Source organism: Planomonospora sp. ID67723 (assembly GCF_015711605.1).
GTDB lineage: Bacteria > Actinomycetota > Actinomycetes > Streptosporangiales > Streptosporangiaceae > Planomonospora_A.
In genome coordinates, this window is sequence record NZ_JABTEZ010000002.1 from 1,301,313 (window position 1) to 1,323,314 (window position 22,002).

General features: G+C 73.8%; 13 protein-coding genes. 2 read left to right on the forward strand and 11 right to left on the reverse strand.

The window, feature by feature from the left end:
* Positions 1–19 precede the first annotated feature (19 nt).
* Entirely contained in the window at positions 20–1,642 is a 1,623-nt protein-coding gene (locus HS041_RS40075) for a pectate lyase family protein (protein ID WP_196441903.1), read from the reverse strand.
* A 766-nt stretch (positions 1,643–2,408) separates the two neighbouring features.
* Here HS041_RS40075 and HS041_RS18510 point away from each other — a divergent pair.
* Entirely contained in the window at positions 2,409–3,455 is a 1,047-nt protein-coding gene (locus HS041_RS18510; protein WP_196441904.1) for a pectate lyase family protein, read from the forward strand.
* Between the two features lie 201 nt (positions 3,456–3,656).
* Here HS041_RS18510 and HS041_RS18515 read toward each other — a convergent pair whose 3' ends face one another.
* The gene (locus HS041_RS18515; RefSeq protein ID WP_196441905.1) at positions 3,657–4,031 is read right to left on the reverse strand and encodes a hypothetical protein; all 375 of its coding nucleotides are present in this window, start codon (positions 4,029–4,031) and stop codon (positions 3,657–3,659) included.
* Between the two features lie 88 nt (positions 4,032–4,119).
* On the opposite strand from HS041_RS18515, the gene HS041_RS18520 reads away from it, so the two are divergent.
* Positions 4,120–4,449: a nuclear transport factor 2 family protein gene (locus HS041_RS18520; RefSeq protein WP_196441906.1), complete on the forward strand. Its 330-nt coding sequence runs from the start codon at positions 4,120–4,122 to the stop codon at positions 4,447–4,449.
* Between the two features lie 94 nt (positions 4,450–4,543).
* Here HS041_RS18520 and HS041_RS18525 read toward each other — a convergent pair whose 3' ends face one another.
* Genes HS041_RS18525 through HS041_RS18565 form a run of 9 tightly spaced genes read right to left on the reverse strand, consistent with a single transcriptional unit; the run spans position 4,544 to position 21,723 of the window.
* A complete protein-coding gene (locus tag HS041_RS18525; protein ID WP_196441907.1) occupies positions 4,544–7,729 on the reverse strand; it encodes a non-ribosomal peptide synthetase in 3,186 nt (1,061 codons plus the stop codon).
* Entirely contained in the window at positions 7,726–9,642 is a 1,917-nt protein-coding gene (locus HS041_RS18530; RefSeq protein WP_196441908.1) for a non-ribosomal peptide synthetase, read from the reverse strand. Before HS041_RS18530 ends, HS041_RS18525 begins: the two co-directional genes overlap by 4 nt.
* Positions 9,643–9,646: 4 nt before the next feature.
* Complete coding sequence (locus HS041_RS18535) at positions 9,647–11,131, reverse strand: condensation domain-containing protein (protein WP_196441909.1); 1,485 nt, start codon at positions 11,129–11,131, stop codon at positions 9,647–9,649.
* On the reverse strand, positions 11,128–11,316 hold the full coding sequence (locus tag HS041_RS18540) for an MbtH family protein (RefSeq protein ID WP_196441910.1): 189 nt from the start codon (positions 11,314–11,316) through the stop codon (positions 11,128–11,130). Before HS041_RS18540 ends, HS041_RS18535 begins: the two co-directional genes overlap by 4 nt.
* Positions 11,313–12,707: a condensation domain-containing protein gene (locus HS041_RS18545; protein WP_196441911.1), complete on the reverse strand. Its 1,395-nt coding sequence runs from the start codon at positions 12,705–12,707 to the stop codon at positions 11,313–11,315. The genes HS041_RS18540 and HS041_RS18545 overlap by 4 nt, the downstream gene beginning before the upstream one ends.
* Positions 12,704–12,943, reverse strand: coding sequence for a phosphopantetheine-binding protein (locus HS041_RS18550; protein ID WP_307845355.1), 240 nt, complete (start codon positions 12,941–12,943; stop codon positions 12,704–12,706). The genes HS041_RS18545 and HS041_RS18550 overlap by 4 nt, the downstream gene beginning before the upstream one ends.
* Positions 12,937–14,550, reverse strand: a complete 1,614-nt coding sequence (locus tag HS041_RS18555; protein ID WP_196441912.1) for a condensation domain-containing protein — start codon at positions 14,548–14,550, stop codon at positions 12,937–12,939. The genes HS041_RS18550 and HS041_RS18555 overlap by 7 nt, the downstream gene beginning before the upstream one ends.
* Before the next feature lie 4 nt (positions 14,551–14,554).
* Positions 14,555–16,066 carry a class I adenylate-forming enzyme family protein gene (locus HS041_RS18560; protein ID WP_196441913.1) on the reverse strand — a complete coding sequence of 504 codons (1,512 nt, stop codon included), beginning with the start codon at positions 16,064–16,066 and terminating at the stop codon, positions 14,555–14,557.
* Entirely contained in the window at positions 16,063–21,723 is a 5,661-nt protein-coding gene (locus HS041_RS18565; RefSeq protein WP_196441914.1) for a non-ribosomal peptide synthetase/MFS transporter, read from the reverse strand. The genes HS041_RS18560 and HS041_RS18565 overlap by 4 nt, the downstream gene beginning before the upstream one ends.
* Positions 21,724–22,002 lie beyond the last annotated feature (279 nt).

Consider the following 22,002-nt stretch of genomic DNA (forward strand, 5'->3'; position numbering starts at 1 on the left):
CCCGGACCGGGCGGGGAGGTCAGCCGCCGATCTTCCCCACCCCGGCGCCCGCGGTGACGATCGCCTTCACGGAGGCCGGGTCGTCGAGGGTGTAGCGGTAGTAGGCGGACGCCTCCTGCACGCCGCCGCTGCAGTCGGGCGCGCCGGAATCCTCGACGAACACGTTGTTGCGCGCGACGCACCTGCCGGTCGGCCCGGCGTAGGAGTTCGTCACCGGCTCCTCGACCCGCTCGAAGTAGTTGCCCTCGACCAGGCAGCCGGCGTTGGCCTGGCAGGCCACCCCGGTGTCGGTGTTGTACAGGTAGTAGTTGTTGAACACGTGCACCGGCTCGCCGAACCGCACGCGCGGGTTGCGCTGCGGCGTGCGGTCGAACCAGTTGTGGTGGTAGGTGACCTTCAGCCGGCCGGTGTCCTGCGCGGCGTTGCCGTCGTCGTGGCCGAGCAGCATGTTCTTGGTGTGGTCGTGCGTGCGGTTCCACGACACGGTGATGTACGACGAGCCGCGCTTGATGTCGACCAGCCCGTCGTAGCCGCAGCACAGGTCGTTGTGGTCGATCCAGACGTGGTGCGAGAACATCTGCACGTTGATCGCGTCGTCGCTGGCGCCGCGGAACGTCAGGTTGCGGATGATGATGTTGTGCACGGCGTCGGCGGGCGGCGAGGTGACCGCGTTGTCGGCGGGCAGGCCGATGGTGAGCCCGCCGCCGCTGATGCCGGCGTCGGAGCCGATGCCCACGATCGTCTTGTCCGAGGCGACGTTGTGCATCCCCGCCGGAACCGTGATCATCCCGCGCACGCAGATGTTCAGGGGGCCGCTCCGGCCGATCGCGGAGATCAGCTCGCCGGCCGTGTCGACCTCGACGGTCGGCCCGCCCGCGCCTCCCACGGTGCCGTTCTGACCCCAGGCGTTCACCGAGGCGAAGCCGCCGGGCGCCCCCGAAGCGGCGCAGGATCCCGGGGGCACGGTGACCGTGGGGGTGGCCGTGGGGGAGGGCGGTTGGCTCGGCCCGGCGACGTCGGTCACCAGCACGTCGTCGAACGAGGCGCTCGCGTAGTGGCCGGCCAGGCCCGCCCTGCCGGAGGCGATGGACGCGTCCGTCGCCGAGACGACCTCCACGCCGCCGACGAAGCCGCGCAGCGTCGTGCCGAACGCCTCCAGCCTGAGGGTGTGCCACGTGCCCGGGGTCACGGTCGCCGGTGCCGAGTCGAGGGTCACCGGGGCGCCGCCGAGCCGCTTGCCCAGGACGACCGAGCCGGTGTTGCTCAGGCCCAGGAAGTAGTAACTGCTGGTGCTCTGCGCCCTGGCCAGCACCGCGACGTGCCGGCCGGCGCCGTTGAACGCGATCGGCTTCACCCGTGCCTGCACCGCCTGGTTCGCCCAGCCGGCGCCGGCCACGGCTCGGGCGTCCGCGCTGGTGCCGGACTGCCGGTACACCCGCGAGCCGTCGGCGACCACGGACCAGCTTCCTCCGGACCTGGACCAGCCGGTGGCGTCGCCGTCCTCGAAGTCGTCGCCGAACAGCGTGGCGGCGAACGCGCTGGGCACCGCCGTCAGCGTCAGCGCCCCGAACAGCGTGGCCGTGACGGCCGCCGTGAACGCGGCGAGCAGCGTGACAGCGCCGCGCCCTCTCCTTCTTCGCACTGTGGAACCTCCCGTTCCGCCGGTGCGTCCGGCCGTGCGTGGACCCGGCCGGACGCTCTGGTACGAAGTCAGGGAAAGCGCTATCCGGGTCTTCCGCACTTGTACGCCTCCAAGCGGAGCGGGTCAAGCGTCCCGTTCGCATCCGCACTTCCGTTCGGCCGGGGTGCGGATGTCCTCCCAGGTGAGGACGGTCCGGAGGGGAGGGGAAAGGTTCTCGAGAAAGGAGGGCGCCCTCCCCCGCGGGACCGCGGAGGGGTCGTTCCGCACCCTTACCGTTGACTGGCGTGAGTTGTTAAAGTATGTTCGCCTCAGTCAAGGAAAGCGCTTTCCATTTCCCTCGACGGAAAGGGATGGTGTCTCACCCGCCGCTTCTGCCCGGTTGCGGGCGCCCGACTCCGCGATGCGCCTCCGCCACCCCCGCCCGACCGCCTCCACGGTGTGCCGGGCCCCGCCTCGCGCCGGATCCCGTACCGCGACCGGCTGACGCCGCCCTCCCGGACGAGGACGCCGGCCGCGGGACATCGGCCGGCTGCACGCGACCTGCCACCACGGCCACTTCCACGGCGTCAAAAATCCAGCCCGGGCGGATCCCCGCGGCGGCTTCGGCCGGCCGGTCGGGCGCGGCGACATCCTCGTCGCCCGCAACCGCCCCCGCCGGGAACCGCGGCACCGTGACCGGGCCGCGCACCCCTATCCGTACACCGCGGACCCCGCCGCCGCCGGTCATCGTGGCCGCCGGCCCCGGAGTCGGAAAGATCTGAGGCAGATGACCACCAGCACCCGCCGAGGCCCGGGCCTGCGGCACCTGACCACCGCTCTGTCCGCCGCCGTCCTCCTCACCGCCGCGCTCACCGGCCTGGGCGCCATCGCCCGGGCCGGTACGCATCCCCACCAGGCCGGCGCGGGCGCGGCCCTGTCCGCCGCCGACGCTCCCGTCGGCTTCGCCTCCGTCAACGCCCTCGGCCAGAACGGAACCACCGGTGGCGCCGGCGGGCGCACGGTCACCGCCACCACCGCCGGGGAGTTCCTGGAGTACATCGACAGCAAGGAGAGGCTCGTCATCCGGGTGGCGGGCACGATCACCATCACCAGCAAGCAGGGCGTGCGACCCGACAAGACCATCATCGGCGTCGGCGCCTCCGGCCACATCACCGGCGGCGGCCTGGACTTCTACCGGTCCCACAACGTGATCGTGCGCAACCTCCGGTTCACCGGCGCCGAGGACGACGCCATCAACGTCGGCCGTGAGTCGCACCACATCTGGATCGACCACAACACCTTCTCCGGTGCGGTCGACGGCTCCATCGACGTGGTGCGCGGCGCCGACTACGTCACCGTGTCGTGGAACCACTTCGACCACTCCGACAAGAGCATGCTGATCAGCCACTCCGACGGCGCCGCGGGCACCGACGTGGGCCACCTCAAGGTGACCATCCACCACAACTTCTTCGACAACAGCCGCCAGCGCCACCCCCGCGTCCGGTTCGGCGAGCCGGTCCACGTCTTCAACAACTACTTCCTGGGCAACGAGCTGTACGGCGTGGCCTCGACGGAGGACGCCGGCGTGCTGGTGGAGGGCAACTACTTCCAGGGCGTCCCCCGCCCCCTCATCTCGGCGAGCGGCTACGCCGACAGCGGCCCCGGCCGGGCCGTGCAGCGCAACAACATCTACGCGAACTCGGGCGCCCCCGAGACCGCGGGAAGCGTCGTCGAGCCGCGCATCTACTACCCGTACACGCTCGACGACCCGGCGGGCGTGCCGTCGGCGGTGCGGGCCGGTGCCGGCGTCGGGCCGCAGTGGGGCGCGCCCTGATCCGCCCCGGAACCGGAGACGGCCTCCAGCCCCGAGCCTCTCCGGGCTCCGTCTGATCCGTGTCCGGATGCCGCGCCGGGTGGATCCGCCGGAGGCGGCGCCGGCGGCTTCCGGCAGCGGTGGGCGTCTCCGGCGCGACCTGGCAACCCGACCGGACGCCCTCCCCTGCATGACCGTGCTGATCAAGGGTATTCCGACCTGCTACCGCACAGGAAGGTCCCTCACATGATCACCGTGATCCTGCTCGTAGCCGCTCTCGCCTGTTTCCTGCTGGCCGCCTTCAACATCGGCTCCGCCCGCGTCAACCTCATCGGCCTCGGTCTCGCCCTGTGGGTGCTGACCGAGCTGATCCCGCGCGTCGGCGACTTGTGACAGCACCGGCCCGCTCGTGCCGCTCCACCGGTTCACGGCCGCGACCAGTGCTTTCCAGCCGGCGACCAGGAAGGACACCGAGAAGACGATGAAGGCGGTGAACGTCCCGAGGAGCAGCGGCCAGATCTGAAGAATCGCGCCCGCACCGCCCAGGACGATGAACATCCAGCCGTCCACGGGGTTGTACCTGACGTCCGTGGTCATGGTCACGAAGCCTGTCGGAGGCGTCCGGGGTCTCGCCACGCCCCGGGCGGTGTCCTGCTCCGTGTGACGGCCTGGGATGCTGTGCGGCATGACCGCCACGCCTTCCGATCTCGCCCAGCGCCAGCTCGACGCCTACAACGCCCATGATCTCGACGCCTTCCTCGCGTGCTACGCGGAGGACGTCGTCGTGCTCAGCGGCGACCAGGTCCAGGGCAAGGGCCACGATTACCTGCGCGAACGGTATTCGCCGCAGTTCACCGCCAGGTCCTGCCACGCCGACCTGCTGGGCCGGGTCGCCGAGGGCGACTGGGTGGTCGACCACGAGCACGCGGTCGGCACCGCCCGCGGCGACTTCGACCTGCTGGTCTCCTACCGTGTCAAGGACGGCGTGATCGACCGAGTGATCTTCATGTCCTGAGGCGGGCGCCACCGCCATCCGTCCGGCGGACGCCGGCCGCCACGACCGTGCCGCGGGTCTCCATCGGCGCGGTCGCGGCGGCCGGGCGCCGCGCTCACGGCACCCGGCCGAGCAGGGCGACCGCCTCCTCGTCGGTGAGGCCGGACAGCTCCTCGACCAGGAGGTCCTCCACCGCCGCGGCGAGGGCCGCGACCGTGCGGTGAGCGAACACCATCCGGATCGGCACCTCCAGCCCCGTCCCGGCACGCAGCCGGGCCGCGATCCTGGTCGCCAGCAGCGAGTGGCCGCCCAGGGAGAAGAAGTCGTCGAGCGCGCCGACGGCGGTGACGCCGAGCTGCTCGGACCAGATGGCCGCCACCAGGCGCTCCGCGTCGGTGCGGGGCGGCACGTGCGCCGCCCGCGCTGCGGAGACCCGCCCCGGATCCGGGAGGGCGGCACGGTCGATCTTCCCTCTGGTGGTGAGCGGCAACTCGTCCAGGTGCACCCACAGGGTCGGCACGAGGTGGCGGGGGAGGGACCCGCCGAGGTGGACGCGTAGCTCGTCGGGAGACGCCGTGCCGGTGACGTAGGCGACGAGATCGTCGCCGCGCGCGGCGACGTGGGCCTGACCCACCGCCGGATGGGCCAGCAGATGGCTCTCGACCTCGCCGGGCTCGATCCGGAAGCCGCGGACCTTGACCTGGTCGTCGAACCGTCCCAGGAACTCCAGCCGCCCGTCGGCGCGCCACCGCGCCCGGTCCCCGGTGCGGTAGCGGCGCGCGCCCGGCGGGCCGTACGGGTCGGGCACGAAGGCGGCGGCGGTGAGCGCGGGGCGGCCGAGATAACCACGCGCCACCCCGGCCCCGCCGACGACCAGCTCTCCCACGGCGCCCGGCGGCACGGGTTCGCCCCGCGCGTCGAGCACGCGGACGGAGGCCGCCCCGACGGGCACGCCGATCGGCACCCGGCCGGTGGCCGCGCCGGGGCCGAGGTCCGCCGCCGTGGCGATCACCGTGGTCTCGGTCGGGCCGTAGGTGTTGACGAGCCGGACACCGTCGCCGAAACGGGCGCGCCAGCGGCCCACGGCGGCCGAGGCGACCTGCTCCCCGCCGAGGATCACCAGGCGGAGGGCCGGCGGCCAGGCGATCGCCTCCATCTCCTCCACCATGCGGTGCCAGTAGGCGGTGGGCAGGTCCAGGACGGTGACCCCGGAGCCCGCGGGGGAGGCGAGCAGGTCGGGCAGGGTCGCGGCGCCGTCGGGCAGCAGCACCAGCGCGGCCCCGGCCGCGAGGGTCGGGAACACCTCCTCGACGTGCGCGTCGAAGCTCAGCGAGGCGAACTGCACGACGCGGTCGCCGGGGGCGAGGCCGTACTCCCGCCGCATCCACCGCACGCGGGCGGCCACGCCGCGGTGCTCCACCAGAACGCCCTTGGGCGCTCCCGTGGAGCCGGAGGTGGAGATGACGTAGGCGGCGTCCGCGGGGTCCGACTCCACGGTCTCCGCCGGATCCGTCTCAAGGGCCTCCGCGGCCGGGGCCGTCTCGGCGGGGCCGATCACGACGGCGGACTCCGGGCCGCCGCCCGTGGTGATGAGGTAGGCGGGCCCGTCACCCGTCCGCGCCAGATTCTCCAGGGAGGAGACGAGCCGCTCGTCCGGATCGTCCGGGTCGAGCGGCAGGTAGGCCGCCCCCGCGAGCCACACCGCCAGAAGCGCGGTGATCGCCTCGACCGAGCGGGGCAGGCGGACGCCGACGACGTCACCGCGCCGCACCCCGCGCAGGCGCAGCACGGCGGCGAGCCGCTCCGCCCCCGCGTGGAGCTCGCCGTAGGTGACGGACCGCTCGCCGCAGACCACCGCGACGGCGTCGGGGTGGAGCCGTACGGCGGCGCCGATCAGCTCGGGCACCATGGGGCCGGGCGCCGCCGCGCCGTCACCGGCCAGCTCCCGGATCGCCGCGTGATCGTCGTCAGTCCAGATCCGCAGCTCCGCGATCGGCACGGAGGGGTCGGCCGCGATCGACTCCAGGAGAAGGGCGAAACGGGAGGCCAGGCGCTGGATCGTCGCCGGTGCGACCATGCCGGGATCGTGGCAGAACGACACGATCAGCTCGTCGCCGTCCCACCAGGCCTCGGTGAGCAGGTCGTTCTTGACCTGCCGGTAGCCGTCGGCGAACCCCGACACCGTCAGGTCGCCGAAGGGAGGGAAAGCGCCGTCGTTCTGGTTGTGCAGGATGAACATGGTCGGCATCAGCGTGCCCAGCGGGTGATCGATCCGCTCGAAGGGCACTCCGGGCCGGCCGAGCGCCTCCAGCGCCTCGTTCCGCGTACGGCCGAGCAACTCGGCGAACGGCGGGTTCCCGCTCAGGTCGCCGCGGAGGACGACGGTCTGGGCGACGTAGCCGACCAGCGGCTCCAGCTCGACCCGGTCGCGGCCCGCGACCGCCGTGCCGACCAGGACGTCCTCCTGACCGGTGTGCCGGAACAGCAGTACCTGGTAGGCCGCCATCAGGACCGCGAACAGCGTGGTCCGCCGCTCCCTGGCCAGCCGGTCCAGCTCGCGCGTCACCGCGGCGTCCACCCGGATGTGGCGGAACGCGCCGTGCCCCGGCCGGACGTCCTCACGGAGGCGGTCGAAGGGCAGCTCGGGAGAGGGCGGGTCGGCCAGCTTCTCCTGCCAGTACGGCACCGCCCGCTCGACCCTGCGGCGCTGCCAGCGCGCGTAGTCGCTCGGCTGGACGGGCAGCGGGCGCAGCCGCGGCTCCCGCCCCCGGACACGAGCCGTGTAGCAGGCGCTCAGGTCGTCGAAGAGCACGTTCAGCGACGACCCGTCGGCGACGATGTGGTGGAGCGTGAAGCAGAGCACGTGGTCGTCGCCGGAGAGCCTGATCAACGTGACCCGCGCGGGCGCCCCCGCCGCCAGGTCGAAGGGCGCGTTGACCCGCTCGGCCACCAGCCGCTCGGCTTCCTCCGGCCCGTCGGCCGCCAGCCGTTCGAGAGACAGCGGTCCCGGCGGTCCCGGCGCGTCCGGGGATCTCAGTGCGTCCGGAGAGCTCGAGGACCCCGGCGAGCCGGGGGGTCCCGCGGGTTCCGCGACCGCCCACGGCACGCCGTCCACCTCCACGAAGCGGGTGCGCAGGCTCTCGTGCCGGGCCACCAGGTCGGAGAGCGCCCCGCGCAGCGCGCCCTCGTCGAGCGGGCCGTGCAGCCGCCGTACGAGGAAAACGATGTAGGAGGCGTCGTCGGGGTCCATGCGGTGCAGGAGCCAGAGCCGCTCCTGAGCGGGGGAGAGGGGCGCCCTCATGCGCCCGGCGCCAGTTCGTCGAAGAGGGCCTCCAGGTCCTCGGCGCTGAGGCCGTCCAACTGGTCGCGGAGCGCGGCGACCTCGGCCAGGTCCAGGTCGTCGGGATCGAGGCGGTCCATCTCCCGGGCGAGCCCCGCGACGGTGGGGTGCTCGAAGAGCAGCGCGATCGGCACCGCGACCGCGAAGCGCTCCTGGATCCTGGCGATGATCTGGGTGGCGGTCAGCGAGTGCCCGCCGAGGTCGAAGAAGTCGTCGTCGGCGCCGACCGGCTCGGTGACGCCGAGCACCTCGGCCCACATGGCGGCTAAGTCGGCCTCCAGGGCGCCCCGCGGCTCCCGGTAGGCGGCGGTCGCGGCCCTGGACCACTCGGGGCGGGGCAGCGCCGCGCGGTCGAGCTTGCCGTTGGGCGTGAGCGGCAGGGACTTCAGCACGGTCAGGTGCGCGGGGACCATGTACTCGGGCAGGCGCCTGCGCAACCGTCCGCGGAGCTCCCGCCAGAGTCCGCCGGGTACGGGGAGCGTCTCGGGGACGATGTGGGCCACCAGACGGGGCAGTCCGTCCGGGCCCTCGCACGCGCTGACGGCGGCCTGCCGTACGCCGGGCAGGGAGCGCAGGACGGTCTCGATCTCGCCGAGCTCGATCCGGAACCCCCGGATCTTCACCTGCTGGTCGGCGCGGCCGAGATACTCCAGGCGGCCGGCGGGCGTGATCCGGACGAGGTCGCCGGTGGCGTACATGCGGGCCCCGGGCCGGCCGGCGAAGGGGTCCGGGAGGAAACGGGCGGCGGTCAGCGCGGGCATGCCGTGGTAGCCCCGGGCCACCCCGGCCCCGCCGACGTGCAGCTCGCCCACCTGCCCGGCAGGCACCGGCAGGCCGTCGGGGCCCAGGACGTGCAGCTGGGTGCGGGCTATGGGTTCGCCCAGGTCGACGGCCGCGGGCGACGGCGCGACGAGGCCCGCCGAGGACCACACGGTCGTCTCCGTCGGACCGTAGACGTTCCACAGCCGGACCCCGTCCCCGTGCGGGGCGTCCGCAGGGCGCACGCCGTCGCCGGGTACGCCGCCGAGCAGGGCGTCGGCGAGGTCGCGGGGGAGCGCCTCGCCGCCGCACAGGCGGGTGCCGATTCCCTCCGGGACCCCGCCGGACTCCACCAGGATCCGCCAGCCCGCCGGGGTGGCCTGCATGACCGTGACCCCCTCGGCGATCGCGCGCTCCCGCAGGGCCCGGCCGTCCGCGGTCCCGGACGCGACGACCACGCGCGCGCCGCAGGTCAGGGGGAGCAGCAGTTCCAGGACCGAGATGTCGAAGGACAGGGTGGTCACCGCGAGCCAGACGTCCCCGGAGGTCAGCCCCAGGCGGGCCGCGAAGGACTCCAGCAGGTTGACCACCGCGCCGTGCGGGACGGCCACGCCCTTGGGCCGGCCCGTGGATCCCGAGGTGTACATCAGGTAGGCCAGGTCGCCCGCGGGGGAGGCGGCAGGGGAGACCGCCGCACCGGTGGCGGAGGCCGTACCGGCCGGGAGGGAGGCGACGCCGCCGGGGGAGAGCTCGATCACCTCGGGCACGCCCTCCAGCAGGGCGCGGTCCACCCCGGGCTGGGTCAGCACCAGGCCGACCCCCGCGTCCTCGCGCGTCAGAGTGAGCCGGTCGGCGGGGAAGCCGGGGTCGAGCGGGACGTACGCGCCGCCCGCGGCCCAGACGGCCAGCACCGCGACGAGCATCCCGGTGCTGCGCTCCAGGCAGAGCCCGACGGGGGTCTCGGGCCCCACACCCCGCTCCCGCAGCACCGCCGCCAGGTCCTCCGCCCGCCGCCACAGCGCGCCGTAGGCCAGCTCGCCGTCGGGCGCGCGTACGGCGACCGCCTCGGGCGTGCGCTCGCACCACTGCCGGACCAGGTCCAGTGTCGTCCCCATGTGGTCATTCACCTTTCAGTCCGGTCAGTCCGGAAAGTCGCAGGTCCGGGTCGACCCCGGCGCGCGTCACCAGGCCGGTGAAGGCGGCGGCCACGCGCCGCGCGGTCCCGGCCGAGAACAGGTCGCTGCTGTATTCGAGGGACCCGCCCAGCCCCTCCGGTCCTCGGTACAGGTCCACTGAGATCTCGGCCCTGGTCCGGCCGGCCTCCGGCGGCGGGTAGACCTCCACGCTGAGATCGCCCATCGCCGTGCGCAGCAGGTCGTCCTTGGGCAGGTTGTGCGTCAGGTTGAACATCGCCTGGCACAGCGGCGGCCTGCTCAGGTCGCGCGGGAGCCGCAACGCGCCGAGGATCCGCTCGAAGGGCTCCTCGGCGTGCTGCAGCGCCCGCAGGGTCGCCGGGCGGACCCGGCCGAGCAGCTCGCGGAAGGAGGGGTCGCCCGACAGGTCGGCGCGGAGCGCGATGGTGTTGGAGAAGTAGCCGATCAGCGGCGCGAACTCGGTACGGCCGCGCCCCGCGACCGGCACGCCCACGCAGAAGTCGTCCTGCCCCGCCACGGCGCCGAGCGTCGCCTGGAAGGCGGCCAGCAGCGCCATGAAAAGGGTGCTCCGCTGCTGCCTGGCCACCTGCTCGAAGCGGCTGGTCTCCGCGTCCGGCACGCGCAGCTCCACCCGCCCGCCGCGACCCGTCCAGCGGGGCGGCCTCGGGTGGTCGGCCGGCAGGTCGAGGACGGGCACACCCGCCAGCCGCTCCGTCCAGAACGCGAGCCTGGCCGGTCCCGCCCGCTCGGTCTGGGCGCGTTCCCAGGCCACGAAGTCGGCGTACCGCGTCGGCAGTTCCTCCAGCTCGGGCCGCCTGCCCTCCCGGTGGGCCGCGTAGCACTCGCCCAGCTCCCGCATGAGGACGTTCAGCGACCAGCCGTCCGCGGCGACGTGGTGCAGCACGATGCACAGCAGCGCGTGCCGTTCCCCCAGCCCGATCAGCGCCACCCGCATGGGGGGATCGCGTTCCAGGTCGAAGGGCCGGTCGAACAGGGCGAGGACGGCCGCGTCGGGGTCGGCGCCGCCGTCGGCGAGTTCCAGGACGACCGGCTCCGGCGGCGGCACGATCTGGACCGGCCGGTCGCCGTCCATGCGGTACCGCGCGCGCAGCACCTCGTGCCGCCCGGCGACCGCGGTGAAGGCGGCGGCCAGCCCGCCGGAGTCGATCAGGCCGCGCAGCCGCAGGCACCACAGGATGTGGTGACTGCTGTCCGCCGGGTCGAACCGGTTGAGGAACCAGAGCCGCTCCTGGCCCGATGAGAGCGGCAGGCCGGGGGCGGCGGACGCTCCGGTCATCGCACGGCGCAGGGACTCGCGGCGGGCGGGAGGCAGGGCGGCCAGGCGCCGCAGCAGCGCCTGGCGCCGGTCATCGGCCGACGGATCTCGCCCGGGTGAGGGGGCTGCTCCGATCGGGGAGAGCCGCCCCGCCGGAGGGGTCTGTCCGGTCAAGGCGTCCGGTTCCTGACGCTGAGCGGCCGCATGTCCGTCCACACCGCCGCGATGTGGTCCAGGCACTCCTGCCGGGAGCCCTCGAACCCGGTGGCGGTCCATCCCGGCGGCAGCTCCCTGTCCGGCCACCAGACGGAGTACTGCTCCTCGTCGTTGACGACCACGCGCATGGGACCGTCGGTCATCTCATCTCCTCGGGTAGGGCGTCGGTGAGGCCGCAGATCTCGGCGACCCGGCCGAGCGGCACCTCCTCGGTCACGCAGCGCACCAGCAGCGTCTCCACACCCCGCAGGAGCGCGTAGGCGGTGGAGCGCGGCAGGTAGGCGGTGTCGGTCAGCAGATAGAGCTGGCAGGTGTGGGTGGCGGGCCCGGTGGCGAAGAACACCTTCGCGTCCACTTCGGCCCACGCGCCCACGAAGAAGGTCTTCGTCCGCCCGGTGAGCGCGGCCGGGTCCAGCGTGGCCTGGGCGGGCAGGTTCGGCCAGGCGGGAACGGTGCGCACGTCGTTGAAGTAGGCCGACAGGTCGACGGGCCCGGCCTCCTCGCGCAGCGCCATCATCGCGTACGGCTCGTAGTGCGCATGCCGGTAGGTGATCAGCGCCTGCCGGTGCCCGGCCCGGACGGCGTCGGCGAACATGCCGTCCGGCAGGTCGAGCACGAACAACCCGTCCTGTACGGCGGTGCCCACCATGTCGCGGAGCCGCGGGTCGTGCCGGTTGCCCACGATGAACTGCATGACCGCCGTGCCGCGGGCGGTCAGCGTGGCCAGCAGCACGGCGCTCGCCGTCAGCAGCACGCTGGTGGTGCTGACCGACCAGCGCTCCGCCAGCACCCGGGCGGCGGCCGCGACGGCGGCCGACTCCATGCCGACCCTGACGAACCGCGGGTCCTCCGGCGTCCCGGGCGGGTGGTCGAACAACGTTCCGGGCGCCCGCTCCAGCACCGACCGCCAGTGGCGCAGAGCCCGCTCGCCGCGCTCGGCGCCCTTGCCCGACCGTTCGAAGGCGGCCTGGTCCATCGGCTGCCACGCGGGTGGCGGCAGATCCTCCCCGGCCAGCAGCCGCCGCCACTCGGCGGCGAGCAGGTCGAGCGCCCAGGCGTCGACGGCCAGGTGGGACAGGGCCAGTGCCAGCGCCCTCGGCCGCCCGTCCGCCGTCACGACGGCGCACCGCAGCGGCAGCTCGGCGGCGTAGTCGAAGCCCTTGGTGGCGAGCTCGCCGGCGAGTTCCGCGGCGGCCTGCCGGGGCGTGGCGTCCACCGCGTCGAATATCTCGACGGTCAGCCGCCCGACGGACGCGATCCGCTGGACGGGCCCCTCCGGGGTCTCCTGACAGGTGGTCCTGAGGGACTCGTGCCGCTCGACGAGCGTTCCCAGCGCCCGCAGCACGGTATCGAGGTCCGGCCTGCCGGGGACGGGAAGCACCCACGGCGTGTTGAAGTAGGGGTCGCCGTCCTCCAGCCACCGGGTGATGCGCCAGATCGACCGCTGCCCCCAGGTGAGCGGGGCCTCGCCACCGCGTTCCCCGGTGAACTCCACCGTCGCCGAGCGCAGCCAGGCGAAAGGGGGCCCGGTCATCGCGGCGCCGCCTGCCGGTCGGCGATGTGGGCGGTCAGCCCGTCCAGGGTGTCGAGAACGGCCGGGCCGTCCAGCTCGACGCCGAACTCCTCCTCCACCGCGTCGATCAGCCGCAGGTAGGTGAGGGAGGTGACGCCCAGGGCGGTCAGCGAGCCGGGCGCCGCCATGATCTCCTCGACGCCGAGGTCGCCGTCGCTCGCGCGGGAGACCAGCTCGGCCAGGCGCCGCCTCAGCACGCCTCCTCCCGCAGCCGGTCGACGTCGGCGGCGACGCCCGCGGCGGTCGGGGTGTCGATGAACACCTCGAAGGAGAGCTCCACGCCCATCCGGTCGCGCACCCTGGCGATGATCTGCGTGATGGACAACGAGTGGCCGCCGAGGTCGAACAGGTCGTCGTCGGGGCCGATGTCGTCCATGCCGAGGACCTCGCGCCAGATCTCCATGACCTCGTCCACCACGCGGGACGCACCCGCGGCGGCGTACCCGGCCGTGGGCGCGGACCCGGCGGTGGACCCGGGGACGCCGGCCGGCACCGTGGCCGCCTGCTGCCGGAGCGGGAGCGGGAGTTCGGCGATCGGCGCGTCCGGGCGGGCGGCGATGCCGCGCAGCAGGTCCGCCAGGTGCCCGGCGACGGCCTCGCAGGAGGCGCGGTCCAGGCACTCGGGGTCGAACCGCAGCTGGGCGGTGATCCCGTCCGGGGCCTCCACGGCCTGCAGGTGCAGCGTTCCCCTGACCGCGCGGTTGGACATCGTCCACTCGACGCGGGAGCCGAGACCGGGGAACAGAGGCTCCTCACCGCGCCTGCGGTAGCTCAGCGAGACCGGGGTGAGCGAGGCGCGGGGGGAGACACCGCCCAGGGCCCGCGCGACCGGCACCTCCCTGAACCGGTACGCCGCGCGCAGCTCCTCGCGGACCGACCTGGCGAAGGCAGTGAACGTCCCGTCCGGGGGGAACGTCCCGTCCGGGGGGAACGTCCCGTCCGGCGAGGCGGTCACCGGGAGCTCGTTGACGAACATTCCCACGTGCTCTCGTGTCTGCCCGGTCCGGGTCGAGACGTCCACGGACACGGTGGCCGGGGTGTTGCCGTAGCCGTGCAGCAGGGCGTGCAGCGCGGCCAGCAGCAGCTCGAAGCGGGTGACGCCGATCCGCTCGGCGGCCGGGCCGAGAGCGGAACCCAGGCCGGAGCCGAGGGCGAGGTCCACCGTGTCACCGGGAGCGGCGCGCAGCGACACGCGCCGCAGCCCGGGAAGCAGCAGCCCGTCCCCGTCGTTCCAGCGGGGTCGCCAGAACTCCGCCGCGGCCTCCAGCTTCGCCGCCGCGCGGTCGTGCTCGTCGGCCGCCGCGGCGCCGTAGGAGACCTCCAGCTCGGCCAGGGGCGAGCCGCCGTAGGCGGCGGCCAGGTCGCGCAGGAGGAGGTCCTTCGACATGCCGTCGAAGGCGGCGTGGTGGGCGACGATCAGCAGGAGGTGCCGCTTGGGCTCCAGCCGGAACAGCGTGAACCGGATGAGCGGTCCCGCGGACAGGTCGAAGGGGCGGGCGACCTCCTCGTCGAGGACGGCGGGCACATCGCCCTCGGCCGCGTGCTCGACGGCGAAGGGCGGCTCGGCCGCGCCGGGGACGAGGCGCAGCTCGCCGTCGTCCTCCGCCAGAGCGGAGGTGAGGACGGGGTGGCGGGCGGCGACGGCGGCGCAGGCCGCCCTCAGCGCGGTCTCGTCCAGGGGTCCTTCCAGGTGTACGGCGAGCGGCATGTGGTGCACGGCGCTCCCGCCCGCCCCCGTCCGCTCGGTGAGCCACATCCCGTGCTGGGCGAGGGAGGCCCGGTCCCCGGTTACCGATGAGCGCATGGCGTTACGCACCTTCCGTTCGTGCCTGGGCCGCGGGGCCGTCGAGCAGTTCCCGCAGCCGCCCCTTGATGACTTTGCCGGACTGGTTCCTGGGCAGTGCGTCCATGACCAGCACCCGTTCGGGCAGCTCGTGCCGGGCCAGCCGATCCATCAGGAAGGCACGAAGCTCGCCGGTGGACAGGCCCGGGGCGCGCGGCACGACCGCGGCGGCGAGCACGGTGCCCAGCACCCGGTGCGCGACGCCGACCACCGCCGCCTCCTTGATCTGCGGGTGCTCGTACAGCGCGGCCTCCACCTGGAGCGTCGAAACCTTGAAGGCGCCGGTCTTCACCACGTCGCTCTCCCGGTCGTCCAGGTAGAGGTAACCGTCGGCGTCGAGATGCCCGACGTCTCCCATCCGCACCCAGCCGTCCCGGAACGTCTCGGCGCTGGCCCGGTCGTCGCCGTAGTAGCTGCGGGTGGTGGCGGGGGAGCGCAACCAGATCTCGCCCGTCTCGCCGGGCGGCAGCGGGCGGCCCTCGCGGTCGGCGACGCGCAGGGCGCCGCCGGAGGCCGGACGGCCCAGCGCGGCGGGCCTGGCCGGATCGTAGATCATGATCGTCTGGGCGGGGGCCGCCTCGGTGGAGGTGTAGTAGTTCGTCACCGTGGCGTTGGGGAAGGCGGTGGCCAGCCGTGCGGACAGCGCCGGGGGGAGGGCCGCCGCCGACGAGCCGAGGAGCACGACACTCGACAGGTCGTGGCGCTCGTGCAGTCCCGTGTTGAGCAGCTCGATCGCCATCGCGGGCACGACGAAGACGGTGCCGGCCCGGTACGACTCGATCAGCCGGGTGAACCTGCCCGGGGTGAACCGGGCGAGGGTCAGGACCGTGGGATACGCGTCCAGAGCGTTCATCAGCATGGTCTGGCCGGCGTTGGTCCCGATCGGGAAGGCGTGCAGCAGGTGCTCGGAGTGCCGGAAGCGGCGCCGGTTCCGGCGGGTCTCGCAGCCGTGGACCAGGTTGGCGTGGTCGGCGCTCACGCCCTTGGGCCGCCCGGTGGTGCCCGAGGTGTAGAGGATCTGGGCCAGGTCGCTCGAACGGATCCGGACACCGGTGGGTCCTCCGCCGCCGTCCTCCAGTTGGGCGGCGGGGACGGACGGGTACGGCCCGGCCGGCGGGGTCAGCCCCTCGGCGTGCAGCACGACGGAGGCCGAGCAGTGGTCGAGCATGTATCCGGCCTCCGGCGCGGCGAGGCGGTCGGAGAGCGGCACGGCCACCGCCCCGGCCTTCTGCGCGGCGCAGTAGGCGACGGCGAAGCCGGTCCAGTCCCCGCTCCCGAACAGCAGCCCGACCCGGTCACCGGGCCGCACCCCCAGGCCGAGCAGGCCGTGGGCGACCGCGTCCGAACGCCGCTCCCATTCCTCGAAGGTGAGCGTGTCCCCGCCCGCCACCTCCATCGCGGTCCGCCCCGGATCCTGGGCGGCGCGCAACCGCAGCAGGTCCGGCACGGTCCGGACCACCGCCGGCGTGCCCGTCATCGCAGCTCCCTCTCCCGGCGCGGTGCGCGCCCGCCCGCGCCGCCCGCCCGGTCCCGGCGGTCCAGCGCAGCGGACCCGAGCACGTCGTCGGGGAGGGAGTCGGCCACCTCCCGGTCGAAGCGGGACAGCGAGCGCAGGCGCAGCGCCGTACCGGCGATCACCACGATCATCACGGCGCAGATCAGGTACATCAGCCCCATGCCCCGCCCGGGACCGGTGCCCAGGAGCGATCCCAGCGTCGGGGCGAGCGGCCCGTCCGGCGTCATGAGCGGCTCCAGCACGGCCGACGCGTACGGCGCGACCAGGCCGAACCCGATCGGCATGGTGGACCACGCGATCATCGTGTTGAGCGCGAACACCCGCCCGTGGAACCGCTGCGGCACCTTGACCTGGACGATGGTGGCGTAGATCCCGTTCAGCAGGGTGAGCGCCATGCCCATGCCGAATGCTCCCGCCCCGATGACGAGCAGGTCCTCCCGCATTCCCGTGACCAGGCAGCACAGGCCCAGGGCGAGAGTGAACAGCAGCATGCCGCGCACCCGCAGCCGCCGCGGCCCGCCCCACACGCTCATCACCAGGCCGCCGAGGAACACGCCCAGCCCCGAGGCGAACGAGACCCGTCCCACGTCGTCGAGTGTCCCGAACGACAACACCAGCGGAGAGATCATCAGGAACAGCGGGGCGAGGAAGACGTTGAGGACGGCGAAGAAGATCAGCATGCTGCGGAAGCCGCGGTGCCCCCAGGAGTAGCGGAAGCCCTCGACGATCTCGGCGGTCACCGTCTCCCTGCGCCGGTGGGCCATGGTCCGGGGGAAGCGCACGGTCAGCAGCACGCCGATGGCGAACAGGTAGCTCACCACGTCCAGGACGAGGATGCCTTCCAGGCCGATGCCCGCCACCAGGCCGGCGGCGACCAGCGGCACGAACAGCTGGGAGACGCCGGTGACCATCTGGTTGACCCCGTTGGCGTGGCCCAGGTACCGCTTGGGCACCAGTTGCGGGATGGCCGAGGCGTAGGCCAGGCGCTGGAAGGTCAGGGCGATGGACAGGCAGACCAGGAGCGGGTAGAGGTGCCAGGTCTGCAGACTCCCCGTCCACAGCAGGCCGCCGAGGGCGAGCTGGGTGCCGAAGGCCGCGACGTCGCCGCAGAGCATGACCTTCTTGCGGCTGACCCGGTCGACCACCGCCCCCGCGAGCGGTGCGACCAGCAGGCCGGGGACCAGGCCGAGCACGGCGAACAGGGCGAAACTGGCCACGGAGCCGGTGGTCAGGTAGATCCAGATGGGGACGGCGAACTCGGTGAGCGCGGAACCGGTGATCGAGACGAGCTGGCCGGAGGCGACCGCGAGGAACCGCCCCATGCTGGGCTCCGGCCCCGGGACCTCCGCGGACCGCGCGGCCTCGTGCGATCGCGAGACGCCCTCCAGCCACCAGGTCACCCCGTCCTCGCGCGGCGGCACCGGTTCCGCCGCCGGCCTCGCAGCCGACGGCGTCTCCGTCCTTTCCTCCGGTTCCGCTGCCGCTCCCGCCGCCGAACCCGCCGCGAGGTGCGCGGTGGTGACGATCGCGGCCAGTTCCCCGGCGCGGTAGCGGACGAAGAAGTGGCCCGCCTCCTCCAGTACCACCAGAACACTGGTCGCGGCCAGGAAGTGCCACTCGCGGTAGCGCTCCTCGTAGTACTCGGTGGCCGGGTCGCGCTCGCCGGCGATCGTGACCAGCGGGGCCCGCAGCTGTGCGGTCCCGCCGTCGAGCAGGCCGGTGAAGTACCGCTCGGCGTGCTCGGCCTCGGCGCGCATGGTGCGCACGATGTGCAGGGCCTGCTCGGGGGTGAGCTCGCTGAGGTCCACGCCCATGGAGGCCAGCCAGTTGCCGTAGGCCCGGTCGGAGGCGACGGCGGAGGCGCGGGCCAGGCGGGACAGCGCGTTCATCACCCGGCCGCGGGGCCGCGCGAACGGGAAGGCCGCCCCGATGTAGACGGCCTCCGGCACCCGGCCCGCCGCCTCCAGCCGCCGGGCGACCTCCACGGCGAGGGCCGAGCCCACGCTGCTGTGGCCGTAGACCACCACCGGGCCCGGCACCCGCTCCAGGATCTCGGCCACGCAGCGGGCGGCGAGCTCGTCGAAGGGCAGCGGGTCCTCGGCCAGGCCCACGTCGTGCCCCGGCACGGCCAGCGACAGCAGCCGGTACCCCTCGGGCAGGGCGTCGGCCAGCGGCTGGTAGACCACCGCGCTGCCGCCGCCGTACGGCACGCAGACGTAGGTGAGCACGCACCGGTCCGCGGGGAGCGGCGGGGTGAGCTCGTGCAGCAGCCGCCGGGGCCGCCTGGCCTCGGCGGGGGTGTCGGCCAGGGCGGCGAGCCCGCGGACGGTGGGGTGCCGGAACAGGTCTATCAGGGAGACGCCCGCGCCGAGCGCGCGCCGCATCCTGGCGATGACCTGGGTGGCGAGCAGGGAGTGGCCGCCCAGCTCGAAGAAGTCGTCCTCGGCGCCGACCCGCTCGGTCCCGAGCACCTGCGCCCAGATATCGGCGATCGCCTGCTCGGTGGGAGTCGCGGGGGCGGTGTAACCGCTGCCGCCGCCGAATTCGGGGGCGGGCAGCGCGGCCCGGTCCAGCTTGCCGTTGGGTGTCAGCGGCAGCCGGTCCACGACCGTCACGGCGGCGGGCACCATGTGGGCGGGCAGGGCCCGCGCGACGTACTCGCGCAGCTCCGGCCCTATCCCGGTGCCGGTCGCCGGAGCGTCGGTCGCCGGAGTGCTCGCCGCCGGAGCGTCGGCCGCCGGCACCACGTAGGCCAACAGGTTGCCCCGTTCGGCGAGGACCACGGCCTGGGCGACCGCGGGGTGCGCCAGCATGCAGGACTCGATCTCGCCGGGCTCGATCCGGTACCCGCGCACCTTGACCTGGTCGTCGGCCCGGCCGAGGAACTCCAGCTCCCCGTCGGGCCGCCAGCGGGCCCGGTCGCCGCTGCGGTAGAGGCGGCCGTCGCCGTACGGATCGGGGACGAAGCGCTCGGCGGTCAGATCGGGCCGGCCGAGGTAGCCGCGGGCCAGCCCGGCCCCGCCGATGTACAGCTCTCCCGGGATCCCGACCGGGGTGAGCCGCCGCCGCTCGTCCAGCACGTAGAGGGAGGTGGCCGCGATGGGCCTGCCGATCGGCGGACGCCGGTCCCCCTCACGCAGCTCGGCGGCGCTGGCGATGATCGTGGCCTCGGTGGGGCCGTAGGTGTTCATCAGGCGCACCCGGCCGCCGAAGTGCCGGTGCCACGCCGTCACGGCCGCCGCCTGCGCCTGGTCGGCGCCGAGGATCGTCAGCCGCAGGCCGGGCGGCCAGTCCACGGTGTCCAGGTCGGTGACCAGCTCGTGCCAGTAGGGGGTGGGAAGGTCCAGCACGGTCAGGTCTCTGGCGTACGGCGTGGCCAGGAAGTCCGGCAGGAACTCCCCGCCTCCGGGCAGCAGCACGAGCGTCGCTCCGGCGGCCAGGCAGGGATAGATCTCCTCGGCGTGGGTGTCGAAGCTGACCGTGGCGAACTGGAGCACCCGGTCGGCCGGGGTGAGACCGTAGGCCTCCCGCATCCAGCCCACGCGGGCCGCCAGCGCCCCGTGCTCGACCACGACGCCCTTGGGCCGTCCGGTGGAGCCGGAAGTGTAGATCACGTAGGCGGCGCGGCCGGGGTCGGGGGCGGGCAGCGGGTCCCGCGTGCCCCGGGGGAGATCGCCGTCCACGCAGAGCACCCGGTACCCCTCACCCGGCAGACGCGTGCGCAGCGCCGTGCTGGTGAGCACCACCTGCGCGCCGCTGTCGTCGAGCATGGCGGCCTGGCGCGGCGGGGGGTAGGCGGGGTCGAGCGGCAGGTAGGCGCCGCCGGCCTTCCAGACGGCCAGCAGGGCCGCCACCAGGTCGGGGGAGCGGTCCATCGCGACGGCGACCACCGACTCCGGACGCACTCCCGCCGCGCGCAGCGCCCGGGCCAGGGTGTCGGCGCGTGCGTCCAGCTCGGCGTAGGTGATCACCCGGTCGGCGCAGGTCACCGCGGGGGCGCCGGGGCGGGCCGCCACCGCGGCGGCGAACAGCTCGGGGACCGTGTCCGAGGAGGGCGGCGTGGTGTCGGCGCTCCACTCCAGGATCCGCCGGCGTTCTTCCCCGGACAGCAGGTCGATGTCCGACAGCCTCAGGCCGGGGTCGGCGGCGACGGCGGTGAGCAGCCGGGTGAAGCGGTCGGAGAGGGCGGCGACGGTGTCGCGGTCGAACAGGTCGGTGGCGTACCCGAACGCAAGGTTCAGCGCGTCCTGGGTCCGCCAGGCGTCGAGGGACAGGTCGAACTTGGCCGCGGTGTACCCGGCGTCGAACCCGGTGACCTCCTCGATCCCGCGGCCCGCGGCGGCTGCGGGGGCCTCGGCGGCTTCGGAGGTCTCGCGGACTCGGGGGGTCTCGCGGGGTTCGGGGATCGCGGTCCGCTGCCGCCGGTCGTTCTGGGTGTGCAGGACGAACATCGTCTGGAACAGCGCGGAGCGGCTGAGGTCGCGCTCGACGCGCAGCTCGCCCATCACCTGCTCGAAGGGGATGTCCTGGTGGTCGAAGGCGTCGAGCACCGCGATGCGGGTGCGGTCGAGGAGCTCGTGGAACGTCGGATCTCCCGACAGGTCGCCGCGGAGCACCAGCGTGTTGAGGAAGAAGCCGACGAGCGGTTCCAGCTCCACCCGGTCCCGGCCCGCGGTGGGAGATCCGACGCAGACGTCCTCCTGCCCCGTGTGCCGTGCGAGCAGCGCCTGGTAGGCCGCGAGCAGGGTCATGAACAGCGTCGCGCCGTGCCGGGCGGCCAGCTCCTCCAGGGCCGCGGCCGGCTCCGCGCCGAGCGTGACCGTGACGACGTCACCGCGGGAGGAGTGCACGGCAGGGCGGGGCCGGTCGGCGGGCAGCTCCAGCACGGGCGGGTCGGCCAGGCGCGCGGTCCAGTACGCCAGGGACCGCGCGGCCGCCTCCTCCGTCAGGTGCTCCCGCTGCCAGGCGGCGAAGTCGGGGTACTGCACGGGCAGCGGGGGCGGCTCGTACGCCGGGCCCGCGCCGTACCACGCGGCCAGCTCGTCGGCGAAGATGTTCAGCGACACCCCGTCGGCCACGATGTGGTGGCAGACCACGCAGATCACGTGGTCCTCCTCGCCCAGGCGTAACGCGCTCACCCGCAGCAGCGGGGCCTCGGCCAGGTCGAACGGGGTGTTGGTGCGCCGGGCGACCGCCGCGCGCGCCCACTCCTCGGGCGGGGGCGCGCCCGGTCCCGCCTCGGCGTGGTCGAGGAACTCGACCGGTACGGCGACGTCCGGAACGACCTCCTGCACCGGTGTGCCGTCCTCGGCCCGGAAACGGGTGCGCAGGCTCTCGTGCCGCTCGACGACGGCCGCCACGGCGCTCCGCAGCGCGGCCAGGTCCAGCCTGCCCCGCCACCGCTGCGCCAGGCACATGTTGAACGCCGCATCACCGGGGTCGAGCTGGTCGAGGAACCAGATCCGTTCCTGGCCGAACGTGAGCGGCGCGGGTGCGCCGACGGGACGGCGCGGGATCGGCGGGGCAGCCGCGCCCGCGCCGCCGCGCAACCGCTGCAGCAGCAGGGCGCGCTTGGCGGGACTCAGCGTGGCGACGCGCGAGTCCAGCTCATCGAGCATGGTTTTTCTCCCTCGTATCGGGATGAACCCGCCGGGGACGAGGCGGTGGGGGATGGCGGACATCTCTGTGTCGAGGAGCCGCCGGAAAGCCGTGGGAACGCTCCCACTGCGGAGCAGGGTAGGGAGGCATGATCGAGGGCGTCAAGGAGTTACTTTGGGATTGCTCGCTCGTTACTCGTCTGGCCTGGTGTTTCTTCAGGATTACGCTGAAGGCCGCGACGGATGGGGATGGAGCGCTTTCCGGATTCCTTGACACCCTCCTGCCGTCTCCCTAGTTTT

Coding starts and splice junctions, on each gene's coding strand:
- HS041_RS18510 (WP_196441904.1), top strand. CDS start 2,409: ATGACCACCAGCACCCGCCGAGGCCCGGGCCTGCGGCACCTGACCACC.
- HS041_RS18515 (WP_196441905.1), bottom strand. CDS start 4,031: ATGACCACGGACGTCAGGTACAACCCCGTGGACGGCTGGATGTTCATC.
- HS041_RS18520 (WP_196441906.1), top strand. CDS start 4,120: ATGACCGCCACGCCTTCCGATCTCGCCCAGCGCCAGCTCGACGCCTAC.
- HS041_RS18525 (WP_196441907.1), bottom strand. CDS start 7,729: ATGAGGGCGCCCCTCTCCCCCGCTCAGGAGCGGCTCTGGCTCCTGCAC.
- HS041_RS18530 (WP_196441908.1), bottom strand. CDS start 9,642: ATGGGGACGACACTGGACCTGGTCCGGCAGTGGTGCGAGCGCACGCCC.
- HS041_RS18540 (WP_196441910.1), bottom strand. CDS start 11,316: ATGACCGACGGTCCCATGCGCGTGGTCGTCAACGACGAGGAGCAGTAC.
- HS041_RS18545 (WP_196441911.1), bottom strand. CDS start 12,707: ATGACCGGGCCCCCTTTCGCCTGGCTGCGCTCGGCGACGGTGGAGTTC.
- HS041_RS18555 (WP_196441912.1), bottom strand. CDS start 14,550: ATGCGCTCATCGGTAACCGGGGACCGGGCCTCCCTCGCCCAGCACGGG.
- HS041_RS18560 (WP_196441913.1), bottom strand. CDS start 16,066: ATGACGGGCACGCCGGCGGTGGTCCGGACCGTGCCGGACCTGCTGCGG.
- HS041_RS18565 (WP_196441914.1), bottom strand. CDS start 21,723: ATGCTCGATGAGCTGGACTCGCGCGTCGCCACGCTGAGTCCCGCCAAG.